Below are 13,530 nucleotides of genomic sequence, written 5' to 3' on the forward strand. Positions count from 1 at the left end.
CGTCCGTCGGTCGGGGTCAGGCCATCCAGAAGAACACGGCGGTCATCCGCCGCTCCTCCAGCGGGATGCCGTAGTACGCGGTGGCGCTGTGGATCAGGTTGGCGCGGTACAGGAGGAGCCGGTTGTAGCGGTTGGGGACGCGGACGTCCTCGCTGAAGGCGTCGCCCGGGACGCGCCGGGTGCCGAGCGCCTCGACGAGGTTGTTGTGCGGTGCGTCGACGAGGTTGCCGCCGAGGCGTCCGCCGGGGAACTGCTGGCGGTAGAAGCTGGTGCCGGCCTCCTTGGGGGCGCCGGGGCTGAGGTAGAGGACGGCCGCGTAGCGGCAGAGCGCCCGGGAGTCGGTGTGGGGGCGGGACTCCGACTCGCCGGCGCCGACCAGCTGGACGCAGTTGTGGTTGAGCGTGCCGCCGCCGGGAGTGCTCTGGACCCAGAGCCTGGACGCGCCGGTCGCCTTGCGGACCAGCGCCTCCACCCGGGCGAGCTCGTCCGGCTCCAGACCGGGCATGGTGCGCAGGCCGGGCCAGGCCTCGGGCCGGTAGGGGTAGCCCTCGGTCCAGTCGCCCCGGGCCAGGCAGCGTTCGCGGACCGCGTCCGGATCGGGCAATACGTTGTCCAGCACCCAGTAGTCCCGGCCGGGAGTGGGTTTGCGGTACGGCAGGACGGGCAGGGCGATCCGCCCGGCGGGCTGTGGGAGCATGCGCCGACCATAGGGTCGGGGCCCGCCAACGTTCTGCCGTGAACAGGTCAACCTTTCGTCAAGTGCCGGGACCTGCGCTTTACCGCCGCGGGCCGGGGTGCCGAGCGGCTCGGCCACGGCCGCGCGACGGCGTCGCGGCAGCGGTTCGCGGTGGTGCCTCAGTCGGCCGGCCGGACGGCGTACCCGTCGAGCGCGCCGCGCAGTTGGTCGAAGGCGCGGACGGCGGACGGGCGGATGGCAGCGGATATCGACTCGTGCTCCTCGCCGGCCTGGACGCGGCGGAACACCTCGGCGAACAGCGCCCGGCGGACCGCGCCGAGCAGGCCGGCCGCGAGCCGGGCCGTGAGATCGCCGGGGGAGGAGTCGGTGGCTTCGGCGAGGACCGCCGCCAGGGCGTCCTCGCTCTGCTCGTGGAGCTCGCGCAGCCGGGCGAGCAGTGCGGGGCTCGCCGTGACGGTGCGGGCGAACGCGGGATCGGAGAAGCCGAGGACGGGGTCGTGGTGGTCGATCGCCGCCAGGCAGCCCCGGCGCAGCGCGGCCAGCGCGGACTCGCCGGGCGCGCGTCCGGTGACTGTCCGGGCCTGCCCGGTGACGATCTCCTCGTGCAGGTCGAGGACCAGGTCCTCCTTGCGCGGGAAGTGGTTGGTGACGGTCATCTTGGCGACTCCGGCGGCTGCCGCGACCTCGGCGATCGTCGTCCGGTCGAAGCCGCGCTCGATGAAGAGCCGCGTGGCCGCGTTCGAGATCGCCTCGCGGGTGCGGCGCTTGTTGAGCTCGCGCAGGTTGGGGATTCCCTCGGTCATGGGGCGAGCCTAGCGCAGGTTCGCTGGGTCGAGCACAGAAATTAGGCTTGACCCATTCGATGGGACGGACCTAAGTTTGTTCCCGGCGGATCACCGCCTACTCGACCGCTCGGCGCCACGCCCTCGAACGAACGGACCGCCCATGTTCACCCAGCCCTCCGCGCTCCGCCTGCTGACCGTGCACGCCCACCCCGACGACGAGTCCAGCAAGGGGGCGGCCAGCCTCGCCCGCTACGCCGCCGAGGGGGTGGAGGTCATGGTCGCGACCATGACCGGTGGCGAGCGCGGATCCGTCCTCAACCCGGCGCTCGACCGGCCCGAGATCCGCTCCGACCTGGCCCGCGTCCGGCGGGGGGAGATGGCTGCCGCACGCGAGATCCTCGGTGTCGGGCAGCGCTTCCTCGGCTTCACCGACTCCGGGCTGCCGGGCCCCGACGAGCCGTTGCCCGAGGGGTGCTTCGCGCTCCGACCGACGGCCGTGGCCGCCGAGCCGCTGATCGCGCTGATCCGCGAGTTCCGCCCCCATGTCGTCGTCACCTATGACGAGACGGGCGGCTACCCGCACCCCGATCATGTGATGACCCATCGGGTCGCCGTCGAGGCCTTCGAGGCTGCGGCCGACCCCCACCGTTGTCCGGAGGCGGGCGCACCCTGGCAGCCGGCGAAGCTCTACTACCACCTGGCGCTGTCCCGGGCCTGGTTCCGGACCATTCACGACGCCATGACGGCGCGAGGCGTCGAATCGGCCATGGGCGAGCTGCTCGCCGACTGGCCGGACACCCCGCCCGCCCTCGCCGCCACCACCAGGATCCACTGCGCCGAGTACTTCGCGGTACGGGACGCCGCGCTGCTCGCGCACGCCACGCAGATAGAGCCCGGCGCCGGATTCATGGCGCACTCGCGGGACATCGAGCGCGAGGTCTGGCCCACGGAGGACTACCACCTGGCCCGGAGCCTGGTGGAGACGGCCCTCCCCGAGTCCGACCTGTTCGCCGGTCTGCGTCCCGGGGAGGAGCACGGATGATGCGTCTCAGCGGTTGGGGCAGGGAGAGGTGCGGAGCAGGTGGCCGCTGCGGCCGTGCGGCACCGGTTCCGTACCCCGGTCCGGTGCGGTACGGCCTGGCGGCGGGGTACGGCTCAGCACTGGCCGTCGGCCAGGACGAAGTAGCCGGTCCCGGTCCGCTTCAGCGTGTGGGTCGTGAAGGTGTTCCAGAGGCCCATGGCCTGCCCGGAGCCCAGGGCGAAGGTGAGGCCGCCGGCCTGCGTCGCACGGCCCGCCTTCACCTGGTTGTAGTTGTTGTCCGTGAAGCACTGCGGCGCGCTGCCCGTGGTGGTGACCGTCAGTCCCGCCGAACGGGCACCCACGACGCCCGCCGCGTCGACGGCGGCCACGGCGTAGGTGTACGAGGCCCCGGGGCTCAGCCCGATGTCGGTGTACGAGGTGCCGGTCGGGGCGGCCACCCGCGCGCCGTCCCGGTACAGCACGTACGAGGTGGCGTCGGTGACGGCCTGCCAGCCGAGCGCGACCGAATCCTGGCCGGTGGCGGTCGTGGTCAGGCCGCTGGGGGCGGGCAGCGAGGGTGTGGTCGGGCTGCCGCCGTCCAGCCCCCAGAACTGCGCCGTGTAGTAGCTGGAGCAGATCGCGTCGAGGAAGTAGGCGCCAGTCGCACCGCACTGGTCGGCACCCGGGCCGGGGCTGACGGCGAGCCCGTGGCCCATGCCCGCGACGGTGTACAGCGCCACGGCGGGCCGGCCGTTCGCGTCGTTGTAGACGGACTGCGTGGTGCCACCCGGCAGGGTCCTGGTGCCTGCGGCGCTCTGGCCGATGCCCCACACGTCCGTCCACTGGTCGCGCAGCTCGGTGCCGTTCACCGGCCTGACGGTGGTGTCCGCGGCGCCCTGCCAGATCGCCACCCGGGGCCACGGCCCGGTGTGGCCCGGGTAGGCCCGGCGGACTTTGTCGCCCCACTGGCTCGGGGTGAGCCGCTGGTCGTTGTTCTGGCAGCCCGAGGCGGCGCTCTGGGTGGTGGCACAGTGGGCGGGCAGGCCCGAGTCGATAGCTCCGCCCGCGAAGACGTCCGGGTAGTCGGCCAGCAGATCGGCCGCCATGCCGCCGCCGGCCGACAGGCCCGTGACGAACACCCGGTGGCTGTCCGAGCCGTACAGGGCCCGGGCCTTGGTGACCATCTCGACCACCGATTCGGCCTCGCCCGCTCCCCGGCTGTCCTTGGCGGCGTCGAACCAGCTGAAGCAGGAGAGGCTGTTGTTGGCGGTGCCGGTCTGCGGGAACACCACGGCGAAGCCGTACCGGTCGGCCATGGTGGTCCAGCCGGAGTTGCGGTAGTAGTCGGCGGCGGTCTGGACGCAGCCGTGCAGCGCGATCACCAGCGGTGCTCCGGTCGGCAGGCCCGTGGGGGTGTAGGAGTACATCGCCAGATTCCCGGGGTTGGCGCCGAATCCGGTGACCTGCTGGAAGGTCCCGCCCACGGCATCGGCGGCGTCGGAGGTCGCGGCGATGTCGGAGGTCGTGGCGGGGTTGGAGGCCCCGGCGACATCGGGAACGGCGAGGGCGGCAGAGCCGGAGGGGCTCGTGGAGACCGCAGCGACGGCGGAAGCCGGCGCGGTCGAGGCGAGCGCCACCACCGCCAGCAAGGCGGCCGCGGCGCGACGCGCGAGCCGCCCGCCCCGGCGAGGCGGTCCCGCGACGGGCGCTGCAGGAGCGGCCTCGGAGGCAGCGGACCGGGTGAGCGGTGTGTGGGGGACGGACCTGGTGGGCGAGGTGGACGCGCGCACCGGCAGCAGAGCCATGGGGGACTCCTGGGTGGGGGAGGAGTTCGGTGGGATGCCGTGCAGCGTGGCGCGTCCGGCCGCCGGGAGGTATGTGGCGGTCACCCGCCCTCGCCCGGTCCGTCATGGCCGGTGCCGCCATTGGCGAGGGCGCCTCCCCGGTGTGAGCCGCAGTTGAGCCGGGCGGGCGGAGCAGGCAGGTTGGTCCCATGAGTACGTACGAATTCCAGGACGAGAAGCCCGTGCCGGCCGAGGCGTTGCGCAGCCGTACCCACCACTGGCGGGCGGGCCCGCCGATCTCCGAGTTCTCGCACCTCACCGGTGAGGAGATCCTGCACGAGATCCTCGCGGGCCGGATCCAGCCGCCGTCGATGTCGAGCACGCTGGGCTTCGCCCTGGTCGAGGCCGGGCCGGGCACGGCGGTCTTCGAGGGCGAGGTCGGCGATCACCTCTTCAACCCGATGAACACCATTCACGGCGGCTACCTCGCCACCCTGCTCGACTCGGCGCTCGGTTGCGCCGTGATGAGTCGCCTTCCCGCCGGTACCGGTTACACCACCACCCAGCTGAACGTTCACATGGTGCGCCCGGTGTTCGCCGGTTCGGGGCGGCTGCGCTGCGAGGGCGTCGCCCTGCACGTCGGCCGGACTTTCGCGACGGCCGAGGCGCGGGTCGTCGGAGTGGAGGACGGCAAGCTGTACGCGCACGGGTCCACCACCTGTGCGGTCCTGGCTCCGCGTCCGACGGCGTGACGCACCGGGCCCCGGTCCCTTCCGGTGGCCGGGGCGCGGGAGGGGTGCCACGGCACCTCAGAGTGCGGCGGCGAGCACTCCGCAGAGGGCGAGGAAGCCGCAGATGCCGAAGTTGATCAGCTTGTGGGAGAGGAAGACGGCGGCGAACTCGCGGATCGTCGCACTTGGCCAGTAGTACGCCGCCGTGGGGGAGCCGAAGACCTGCCCGGTCACACCGGTCTTACGAGCCGTCAGTGCGGCCCGGAAGGCGTGGAAGTTGTTGGTGACGATCACACAGCGGTAGTCGGGTTTGGCCTGCTCCATGATCACCTTGGAGAGGAGCAGGTTCTCCTCCGTCGTGCGCGAGCGGTCCTCGCGCACGAGGTGCGCCTCGGGGAAGCCGCGTTCCACGAGGTAGTCGGCCATCGCGTGGGACTCCGGCAGTTTCTCGTCCGGCCCCTGCCCGCCCGAGGTGATCAGCACCGGTGGGTTCCCGCGCGCGGCCTGCTTCTCGTACACGTCCCGACCCCGGTTCAGCCGGCTGGCCAGCAGTGGCGGCACCCGGTCGCCGCCGATCAGGCCGGAGCCGAGCACCACCACGAAGTCCACGTCCCGGCGCGGCCGGTGACGGCCGTACAGGAAGGCGTAGCCCACGAAGCAGACGAACAGGAAGGAGACGTAGCCGACGACCAGCACGGCGGTGCCGGCGAGGACGCCCAGCCGGTACGAGCGGGTGAGCAGTGCCGCGACGAGCAGGGTGATCACCGCGAGAATGCCGAGCCCCGCGAGCAGGGAGAGGAGGTTGGCGGGCCGCCTGCCCTCCTTGCGGACCATGGTCAGGCCGTTGGCGATCAGGAAGCCGATCAGTGCCAAGGTCCCGATCGCCGGCAGCAGGATGATGGCGACCGCCGCCAGTTCGACGACCAGCGTCGGGGCCTTGCGCAGCTCGGCGAGCAATGCCAGCGCGAGGAAGGAGACGGCTATGCCGAGCAGGACGGCATTGCTGAACCGGCGTCGGTCGCGCAGGACCCCGATCCCGCACAGGACGAAGAAGAGGGCCGCTGGGGCATAGGCGATCATGCTCGTATCGTAGGGGCCGATCGGGTGGCTAGGAGTGGGCTGCGGGAGCCCCGCCGTCCGCCTCCCGCGCGGGAGATCCGGCCGGCTCACCCGGCCGTGCGGCCGACCCGGATCCGCTGTCCCGCCCGGTCCCTTCGGCCGGTGCGGGAGCGGTACTCGGCGCACCGGTCGTCGCCTTCGCCGTGCTGCGCCCGATCCGGCGCACGCTGGGCACCGCGGCGGTGCCCGCGCACGCCAGCGCCACCAGCGCAGCGGCCACCAGCAGGGGAACGCTGCTGCCCCAGGCGTCTGCTGCGAGCGGCGCGAGGGTGTAGCCGACCGGGGCGGCGGCCAGCGAGAGCAGCCAGTCGTAGGAGCTGACGCGGGCCAGGACGTGTGCGGGGAACTCCTGCTGAACCACCGTCTGCCAGACCGGGTTGAGGAAGCCGAGGCCGGCCATCGCGAGTGCGTAGGCGGTGACCGTCACCGGCGCCGGGGCGGCGACCGCGAGGGCGGCCAGCGGGAGTGCGTACAGGGCGAGGCCGAGGTTGGCGAGCAGGACCGGGCGGCTCGGCCGGACCTTCCCGGCGAGCAGCGATCCGGCCAGCAGGCCGATCGCGCCGGCCTGCGTCATGGCGATCCAGACCGCGTCGCCGCCCAGGTCCCGGGTGGCGATCAGCGGGCCGAGGGTGAGTAGCACCGCGCCGGCGCCGTTCCACGTGCCGTGGGCGATCAGGCTGGTCCAGTACCAGCTCCGTGAGCGCAACTCGCTCCAGCCCTCGGCCAGCTCGGTGAACAACGGACGGCGTTCCGCGGGGGTGTGCCGGACGGTGACCCTGGTCAGGAGTGCGGCGCTGACCACGAACGAGGCGCCGTTCAGCACGAAGGCCCAGCCGGCGCCGACCGAGTACACCAGGACCCCGGCGAGTGCGGGGCCGCCCAGTCGTGCCGCATTGCTGACGGAGGCGAGCAGCGCGTTGGCCCGCATCCTCAGTGCTCCCTCGACGGTGCCCGCGACCAGCGGGGAGGCGGTCGGGAGGGCGAACGCGGAGGCGATGCCGCCGATTGCCTCGGCGACGGCGATGTGGGCCAGGCCGGGCTCCCCGCCGATCAGCTCGACGCCGACGAACAGCTGGGCGGCGGCCCGCACCAGATCGGTCGTCAGCGCCACCGCCCGGGGGTTGAAGCGGTCCCCGACCACGCCGCCCAGCGGGAGCAGGAGCAGTCGCGGCACCATCGCGCAGCCCAGGACGAGGGCGAGCGCACCGGAGGAGCCGGTGGCCCTGGTGATCGCGATGGCGAGGGCGGCGGGGACGATCGCGTCGCCGAGCGTGGAGATGGTCCGGCCGAGGAAGAGCAGCCGGAAGTCGGGGAGCCTCAGTGGGTGGGTCACGGCGAAACTATATTTCGGTACCGAAATTTCGGCAACGAAATATCTCCGGTATTTCGGCGGAGCCTAGACTCGTCCCATGGAACACCCCGAGCGACGAGCCGACGAGACACGTGACGAGCCGGTGGACGCGCCCCGGGGCGAGGAGCTCGACCGGCCCCGGGGTGAGGAGCGTGACTGGACGGACGGCCATGTCGAGCGCTGGCGCCCGGTCCGGCCGCAGCTCGATCCGGACATCGAGGGCGCCGTCACCCGGATGACCAAGCTCCTGCGGCACCTGGGCCGGGTGCGCGAGCAGGGCCTCGCCGACTACGGCCTGCAGAAGCACGAGTTCGACACGCTCCACGTCCTGGCCGGCCGGGGCGGCCGGGCCGTCCCGTCCGATCTGCGCGACGACCTCGGTCTGGCGCCGGCCTCGGTGACCGGCCGCCTGGAGGCCCTGGAGCGGCGCGGGTTCATCGTCCGCACCCCCTCCACGGAGGACCGGCGCCGGGTCGACGTCGAACTCACCGAGGCCGGTCGGGCCGCCTGGGGGGAGGCACTGGACGTCGTCGGCCGGGAGGAGCGCCGCCTGCTGGGGGTTCTGGCGCCCGACGAACGCCGCCGACTCTCCGACCTGCTGCGCCGGGTCCTCCTGGCATCGGAGGCCCCGGGCGCGGGTGGCACCCGGGCAGGGCGGCCGTCGGCCCACTCGTGAGCGCTCGTGGCCGAAGCGGTCGCGGCCGGCCCCCGGTCGGACCGGTGGAGGGCGCCGCGGAATCCGCCGGCGCGGGCGGCCGTGCCGGCGGTCGAGTGGGATCCGGGCGGGGTGCGCCCAGGACGGCGTGGTCTGTCGTGGTCAGTGCCGGGCCGGGCCGGCGAACCGCTCGATGGCCGCGAACACCGCCGCGCTCATGGCCGGGCTCCCGGTGTGACCGGATTCCTGGATGACCGTCAGCTCGGCGTCCGGCCAGGCCTTCGCCAGCTCCCAGGCGGTCCTCAGCGGTGATCCGAGGTCCAGCCGGCCGTGGATCAGTACGCCGGGGATCCCGGCCAGTCGTCCGGCGTCGCGCAGGAGTTGGCCGTCGTCCAGGAAGGCGTCGTGCGCGAAGTAGTGCGCGGTGATCCGGGTGAAGGCCATCAGTGCGTCGCTGGGACGGTCGGAGTAGGCGTTCGGCTTCCCGAGCGACTCGTGCGCGATCACCGCGTCCTCCCAGGTCGCCCAGTCCCGCGCGGCCTTGCGTCGGACGGCCTCGTCGGGGCTGTTCAGCAGCCGGCTGTACGCGGCCACCAGGTCGCCGTCCCGGTCGGCGGGCGGCAGCGCGTCGCGGAACGCCTCCCAGGGGCCGGGGAACAGCCGGCCGACGCCGCGGTACAGCCAGTCGGTCTCCTCGGGGCGGGTCATGGTGACCCCGCAGATCACGATCTCCGAGACCCGTTCGGGGTGGGCCTGCGCGTAGGCGAGGATCAGGGTCGACCCCCAGGAGCCGCCGTACAGCAGCCACCGGTCGATGCCCAGGTGTTCGCGCAGCCGTTCCATGTCGGCGATCAGGTGGGCGGTGGTGTTGTGCTCCAGTCCGGTCGACGGGTCGGACGCGTGCGGCAGGCTCTGTCCGCAGCCGCGCTGGTCGAACAGCACCAGGTGGTAGCGCTCCGGGTCGAAGTGGCGCCGGTTTCCCGGGTTGTGCCCGGACCCGGGCCCGCCGTGCACCACGACGGCCGGCTTGCCGGCCGGATTTCCCGAGGCCTCCCAGTGGATCCGGTGACCGTCGCCGACCTCCAGCAGTCCTTGCGCGTAAGGCTCGCCGATCGGGTACGTCTCGGGCATGGCTGTGGTCCTCCGGGGCGATCGGCGGCCGATCGCGGTGAACTGTGGCGAGCGGCGGTGAACGAACGGGACGCCGTGAGGCTACCCGCCCGGCCCGCCGCCCGTCGATCGCCCGCCGACCCAGAAGCGGCCCGGACGGCGGCCCGGTCAGTGACACCGACATCGGCACCGGCCTCGGCCCCCGGACGGCGGGCGGGCGCGACGGGTGCCCGCCGGGGGCACCCGGTCGCGTCGGCCGGAGGTCAGCGGCCGGTGGCCTCCACGGCCGCCTGGGCCGCGCGTGCCAGCTCCCGGCGCGGCTGCCACCGGTCCGCGGACCGGCCGGTCCTGGCCGCGGGAGCCGGGATCGGGGGCAGGAAGGTCACCTCGGCCACCAGGCCGCGGACCGACACCACCCGGGCGAGCGAGGAGAGCAGACCGTCCTCGCCGACGAAGGCGGGCACGCTGGTCGCCCGCCCGTCCGCGAGCCGGTACCGGACCGTCACCGGCTGCACGGGGGCGCCGGCCTGGACGGCGGCCTCGAAGAGGGCCGGCCGGAACCGGCCGCTCTCCCGCCCGCACCAGGTCGACCCCTCGGGGAAGACGACCACGGGGCGGCCGGCCCGCAGCAGTTCGGCGACCGCGGCGACCGTGCCCGGGAGGGCGCGCAGCCGGTCGCGGTCGAGGAAGACGGTGCCGCTCCAGGCCACCATCGGGCCGAGCACCGGCCAGTGCCGGACCTCGGTCTTGGCCAGTGAGCGACCGGGCCGGCCGGCCGCGATCAGGGGGATGTCCAGCCACGAGACGTGGTTGGCCACCACCAGGACCCCGCCGCCGCCGGCCGGGGGCGGCGCGAGCCGGACAGAGACGCCGAGCGCACCGAGCAGGGTGCGGGCCCACCGCCGGACCAGCTCGTCGCGGAGCCCGCCGGGCAGGGCCCGCACCGACGGGGTGAGGGCCAGACCCGCCACCAGCACGGCGAGGAAGGCGGCGAGGCGCAGGACGCGCCGGGGGAGCGCCACCACGGGGCCGGGCTCGGTCAGACAGGTCTCCGGCGTGCAGGGAGCCGTCGGCAGCCAGACGCTCATGAGACGGGTCCGGGCGCGGGTTCCGCACCGCCGGGCGCGGCGGTCCCGGCGGCCGGGGTCGGGGCGGCCGGCCCGGAGAGGAAGTGCCGCAGGTAGCGCGGGTCGGTGCGCTCCAGCGACAGCAGCACGTACAGGTCGGCGGTGGCGAAGTCCGGGTCGTGGGCGGGCGCGCCGCAGACCCAGGCGCCCAGCCGCAGGTACCCGCGGAGCAGCGCCGGCAGGGCGGCCCGCTCGGCCCGCGGCAGGCCGGTGGGGTCCCAGGGCCGGTGCGGGCTGACCCGGTACTCCTCGGGGGCGAGGTACTTGGCGCTGACGGTGTCCCAGACCCGCGCCGCCGTGGCGCCGCCGTCGTCCAGCGGGATCGAGCAGCAGCCGCCGACCCAGGTGTTGCCGGTGTCGGCGAGGTAGCGGGCGATGCCGCCCCACATCAGGTTGATGACGGCGCCGTTGCCGCGGTGGTCCGGGTGGATGCAGGAGCGGCCGAGCTCCACCAGGCCGTCGCGGAGCGGGGCCAGGTTGCGCAGGTCGAACTCGCCGTCGGAGTAGAGCCGCCCGGCCCGCCGCGCGGCCTCCGGGCGCAGCAGCCGGTACGTCCCCACCACCGGGCCGTCCTCGCCCTCGCGCACGAGCAGGTGGTCGCAGAACTCGTCGAACGGGTCGACGTCGAGCCCCGCCACCGGGCTGTGCAGCAGGGCGCCGAGCTCGGCGGCGAAGACCTGGTGGCGCAGCAGCTGGGCGGCCCGCACGTCGTCCTCGTCGCGGGCGAGCGCGACGGTGTACGCGGGCGCCGTGCCGAGGAGGGCCGGCGCGGGGACCGGTCGGGCGGCAACCGGCCGGTCGGCGGTCGGCTGCGTCGGGAGCGTCGGGAGCGGGGCGGGGAGTACCGAGGTGTGGCCGGGGGTGACTGCGGGCGGAGCGTACGTGGGGACGGTGGTCATGGCGGACCCTCCAGGGCGGCACGGACGACGGCAGCCACGGAACGCCGTGGCACCGGTTCGCACTGCTCGGTCGTGGGGCGTGCGAACCGGTATCCGTATGTTTCTCCGTGTCGGCTGGCGTCCACGTTGCCGTTCGGCGGAGCGCAGATGTGCACCTGCTGAATGGGGCCACTCGCCGTCTGCCGGACACCTGTTCGGTGTGCGGGCGCCACCGTATGCTCCGCTCCATGGGGTGGAAACCGGGGGCCGCGCGGCGGCGGACCATCGCCGCGGAGCTGCGGTACGTCCTGCAGGTTCAGGCCCAGCTGGCGGTCGTGCTGCTCCTGCTCCACCTGCTGGCGCGACTCGTCGGACTGCCCACCTCCCCCTGGTGGATGCTGGTGGTGGCGATGGCCGGCGCCCTGCAGGTCACGTCCGACCGGTGCTGGGAGGAGGACCGGAGGCGGAGCACCCTCGTCTTCGCGCTGCTGGTCGCCCCCGTGGTGGGGGTGGTCCCGTTCCTGGCGGTCGGTGCCTTCCTCGGCTGGGACACGAAGGCGACGGACGCCGCGCTGCCCCCGAGCACGGTCGTCGGCCTGCTGCTCGCCTCGCACGTGCTGCGCACGGCCCACCTGTCGCGCCTCGCCCACCTGTCCCGCCGCGCCCGCCGACCGGGCCTCGGGCCGGCGGCCGGGGCCAGGGAGGCGGGTGCGGCCGGGGCGTCGGCCGTCGGCGAAGGGGCAGGCGCAGGTGCGGAAGCGCGGGCCCCCGTCGCCGAAGCACCGGGGGCCCGTCGCACCACACCGGACGGTGGGGAGATCTGACGCCTCAGAAGGCCTGCCAGCCGGCCGGGTCGACGCCACCGGGAACGGCGGCGGCCGGGCCGTAGGGCTCGCGGGTGAGGACGAAGGAGCCGAGGTCCAGGTGGCTGACCGAGCCGTCGGCGGACCGGACGATCCGCAGCGTCTCGCCCGCGTAGTAGTTGTCCAGCCCCGTCCAGGTGCCGTCCGGTTCGGCGCGGAAGCGGGAGCTGCGGGTGCCGCCGGTGAGCGGTGCCAGCTCCAGGGCACGGTCGGCCTTCAGCCGCAGCGTGTGCCCGGTGGCGCCCCAGTACCAGGGGCCGGTGAGCGCGAGCAGCTCCTCGTCGACGGAGGACAGCGGACGCCAGGGCTCGGGCAGCCGGGGTTCGTGCTCGGCGGTGAGGGCGATCAGCTCCGCCGCGACCCGCGGGGTGTTGCCGCCGCTGGTCGCGTTGGCGAGCGCGATCGCCGCGAGGCCGTCCGCCTCGCTGACCCAGAGCCCGGCGGTGAAGCCCGGCACCGAGCCGGTGTGGCCGTACAGCACTCGGCCCTCGTGGCGCAGCAGTTGCAGCCCGAGACCGTACCCGGTGGACCAGTCGTCGCCCCCCGGGCCGGTGGCGGGCCGGCGCATCTCGGCGAGGCTCTCGGCGGCCAGCACCTTCGGGTCGCCGCCGGCCAGGAAGGCGGCCCACCGGGCGAGGTCTGCGGCGGTCGACCAGAGCTGCCCGGCGGGTGCCATCAGCCCGGTGTCGGTCAGCGGCTCGGACAGCATGACGTCGGCCCAGGGGTGGACGGCGAAGCCGCCGGCGTGCGGCTGCCGGGGCAGCAGGGTGGTGCGGTCCATCCCGAGCGGCTCCAGGATCTCGCGGCGCAGCACCTCGTCCCACGGTTCGCCGCGCAGGCGCTCGACCAGCGCGCCGAGCAGGGCGTACCCCGGGTTGGAGTAGTGGTAGAGCTGCCCGGCCGGGTGCTTGCGCGGGCGCTCGCGCTCCAGGAGGTCGGCGAGGTCCGGGCGCAGCGAGCCGTCGGTCCGCTCCCACCAGGGCGCCGGGGTCTCGGCGGCGAGGCCTGCCGAGTGGGCGAGCAGCTGGGCGACGGTGGCCCCGTCGGCCGGGGTGCCGGGAAGGTGCCGCTCCACCGGGTCGGCCAGGTCGAGCAGGCCCTCGTCGCGGAGGCGGAGCACCAGGACGGCGACGAAGGTCTTGGTGAGCGAGCCGATCCGGTACTGCACGTCGCCGTCGGGCGCATGACCGTCGATCATGCTGCGGGCACCGCTCCAGACCAGCCGGCCGTCCCGGACCACCGCGGCGACCAGCGAGGGCGTGCGGCCCTCGGCCTGCGCGACCGCGATCCGATGGAGCAGGGCGCGGCGGGTCGTGGGGAGGAGCTCGTCGTACTGGTCGGTCATCTGATCCTCTGAATCTTCCGAGGGGAGCGGCTGGACAGGTGCGCCGGCGCCGGGTGGTCGACCG

13 protein-coding genes are annotated in these 13,530 nt (G+C 74.1%); 4 read left to right on the forward strand and 9 right to left on the reverse strand.

Going from position 1 to position 13,530, the window contains the following annotated elements:
• Positions 1-16: 16 nt before the first annotated feature.
• Both ACFVYI_RS29330 and ACFVYI_RS29335 read right to left on the reverse strand, forming a co-directional pair.
• The gene (locus tag ACFVYI_RS29330; protein ID WP_387891150.1) at positions 17-697 is read right to left on the reverse strand and encodes a DUF6445 family protein; all 681 of its coding nucleotides are present in this window, start codon (positions 695-697) and stop codon (positions 17-19) included.
• 158 nt (positions 698-855) lie between these two features.
• Entirely contained in the window at positions 856-1,500 is a 645-nt protein-coding gene (locus ACFVYI_RS29335; RefSeq protein ID WP_387891152.1) for a TetR/AcrR family transcriptional regulator, read from the reverse strand.
• Between the two features lie 142 nt (positions 1,501-1,642).
• On the opposite strand from ACFVYI_RS29335, the gene mca reads away from it, so the two are divergent.
• Positions 1,643-2,524, forward strand: a complete 882-nt coding sequence (gene mca, locus ACFVYI_RS29340; protein WP_387891154.1) for a mycothiol conjugate amidase Mca — start codon at positions 1,643-1,645, stop codon at positions 2,522-2,524.
• Between the two features lie 113 nt (positions 2,525-2,637).
• Here mca and ACFVYI_RS29345 read toward each other — a convergent pair whose 3' ends face one another.
• On the reverse strand, positions 2,638-4,308 hold the full coding sequence (locus tag ACFVYI_RS29345; RefSeq protein WP_387891156.1) for a PHB depolymerase family esterase: 1,671 nt from the start codon (positions 4,306-4,308) through the stop codon (positions 2,638-2,640).
• A gap of 188 nt (positions 4,309-4,496) precedes the next feature.
• On the opposite strand from ACFVYI_RS29345, the gene ACFVYI_RS29350 reads away from it, so the two are divergent.
• Positions 4,497-5,039: a PaaI family thioesterase gene (locus ACFVYI_RS29350; protein ID WP_387891159.1), complete on the forward strand. Its 543-nt coding sequence runs from the start codon at positions 4,497-4,499 to the stop codon at positions 5,037-5,039.
• Between the two features lie 57 nt (positions 5,040-5,096).
• Here ACFVYI_RS29350 and ACFVYI_RS29355 read toward each other — a convergent pair whose 3' ends face one another.
• Both ACFVYI_RS29355 and ACFVYI_RS29360 read right to left on the reverse strand, forming a co-directional pair.
• A complete protein-coding gene (locus tag ACFVYI_RS29355; protein WP_387891162.1) occupies positions 5,097-6,098 on the reverse strand; it encodes a YdcF family protein in 1,002 nt (333 codons plus the stop codon).
• Between the two features lie 28 nt (positions 6,099-6,126).
• On the reverse strand, positions 6,127-7,470 hold the full coding sequence (locus ACFVYI_RS29360) for an MFS transporter (RefSeq protein ID WP_387891164.1): 1,344 nt from the start codon (positions 7,468-7,470) through the stop codon (positions 6,127-6,129).
• Between the two features lie 76 nt (positions 7,471-7,546).
• Between ACFVYI_RS29360 and ACFVYI_RS29365 the strand changes: the two genes are divergently transcribed.
• A complete protein-coding gene (locus ACFVYI_RS29365) occupies positions 7,547-8,164 on the forward strand; it encodes a MarR family winged helix-turn-helix transcriptional regulator (protein WP_387891167.1) in 618 nt (205 codons plus the stop codon).
• 141 nt (positions 8,165-8,305) lie between these two features.
• On the opposite strand, the gene pip is transcribed toward ACFVYI_RS29365, so the two are convergent.
• The 3 genes from pip to ACFVYI_RS29380 all read right to left on the reverse strand — a co-directional run bounded on the left by pip (position 8,306) and on the right by ACFVYI_RS29380 (position 11,279).
• On the reverse strand, positions 8,306-9,274 hold the full coding sequence (gene pip, locus ACFVYI_RS29370; protein ID WP_387891169.1) for a prolyl aminopeptidase: 969 nt from the start codon (positions 9,272-9,274) through the stop codon (positions 8,306-8,308).
• Positions 9,275-9,516: 242 nt separating this feature from the next.
• On the reverse strand, positions 9,517-10,341 hold the full coding sequence (locus ACFVYI_RS29375) for a lysophospholipid acyltransferase family protein (protein WP_387891172.1): 825 nt from the start codon (positions 10,339-10,341) through the stop codon (positions 9,517-9,519).
• Positions 10,338-11,279, reverse strand: a complete 942-nt coding sequence (locus tag ACFVYI_RS29380) for a GNAT family N-acetyltransferase (RefSeq protein WP_387891173.1) — start codon at positions 11,277-11,279, stop codon at positions 10,338-10,340. Before ACFVYI_RS29380 ends, ACFVYI_RS29375 begins: the two co-directional genes overlap by 4 nt.
• A 227-nt stretch (positions 11,280-11,506) precedes the next feature.
• Here ACFVYI_RS29380 and ACFVYI_RS29385 point away from each other — a divergent pair, with 227 nt between their 5' ends.
• Positions 11,507-12,082, forward strand: a complete 576-nt coding sequence (locus ACFVYI_RS29385; protein ID WP_387891176.1) for a hypothetical protein — start codon at positions 11,507-11,509, stop codon at positions 12,080-12,082.
• 4 nt (positions 12,083-12,086) lie between these two features.
• On the opposite strand, the gene ACFVYI_RS29390 is transcribed toward ACFVYI_RS29385, so the two are convergent.
• Positions 12,087-13,466: a serine hydrolase domain-containing protein gene (locus ACFVYI_RS29390; RefSeq protein WP_387891179.1), complete on the reverse strand. Its 1,380-nt coding sequence runs from the start codon at positions 13,464-13,466 to the stop codon at positions 12,087-12,089.
• Positions 13,467-13,530 lie beyond the last annotated feature (64 nt).

This window comes from Kitasatospora sp. NPDC058218, assembly GCF_042882445.1.
Lineage (GTDB): Bacteria > Actinomycetota > Actinomycetes > Streptomycetales > Streptomycetaceae > Kitasatospora.

Excerpts from the sequence above, each read along its gene's own strand:
- ACFVYI_RS29330 (WP_387891150.1), bottom strand. The coding sequence starts at position 697 with ATGCTCCCACAGCCCGCCGGGCGGATCGCCCTGCCCGTCCTGCCGTAC.
- ACFVYI_RS29335 (WP_387891152.1), bottom strand. The coding sequence starts at position 1,500 with ATGACCGAGGGAATCCCCAACCTGCGCGAGCTCAACAAGCGCCGCACC.
- mca (WP_387891154.1), top strand. The coding sequence starts at position 1,643 with ATGTTCACCCAGCCCTCCGCGCTCCGCCTGCTGACCGTGCACGCCCAC.
- ACFVYI_RS29345 (WP_387891156.1), bottom strand. The coding sequence starts at position 4,308 with ATGGCTCTGCTGCCGGTGCGCGCGTCCACCTCGCCCACCAGGTCCGTC.
- ACFVYI_RS29350 (WP_387891159.1), top strand. The coding sequence starts at position 4,497 with ATGAGTACGTACGAATTCCAGGACGAGAAGCCCGTGCCGGCCGAGGCG.
- ACFVYI_RS29355 (WP_387891162.1), bottom strand. The coding sequence starts at position 6,098 with ATGATCGCCTATGCCCCAGCGGCCCTCTTCTTCGTCCTGTGCGGGATC.
- ACFVYI_RS29365 (WP_387891167.1), top strand. The coding sequence starts at position 7,547 with ATGGAACACCCCGAGCGACGAGCCGACGAGACACGTGACGAGCCGGTG.
- pip (WP_387891169.1), bottom strand. The coding sequence starts at position 9,274 with ATGCCCGAGACGTACCCGATCGGCGAGCCTTACGCGCAAGGACTGCTG.
- ACFVYI_RS29375 (WP_387891172.1), bottom strand. The coding sequence starts at position 10,341 with ATGAGCGTCTGGCTGCCGACGGCTCCCTGCACGCCGGAGACCTGTCTG.
- ACFVYI_RS29380 (WP_387891173.1), bottom strand. The coding sequence starts at position 11,279 with ATGACCACCGTCCCCACGTACGCTCCGCCCGCAGTCACCCCCGGCCAC.
- ACFVYI_RS29385 (WP_387891176.1), top strand. The coding sequence starts at position 11,507 with ATGGGGTGGAAACCGGGGGCCGCGCGGCGGCGGACCATCGCCGCGGAG.
- ACFVYI_RS29390 (WP_387891179.1), bottom strand. The coding sequence starts at position 13,466 with ATGACCGACCAGTACGACGAGCTCCTCCCCACGACCCGCCGCGCCCTG.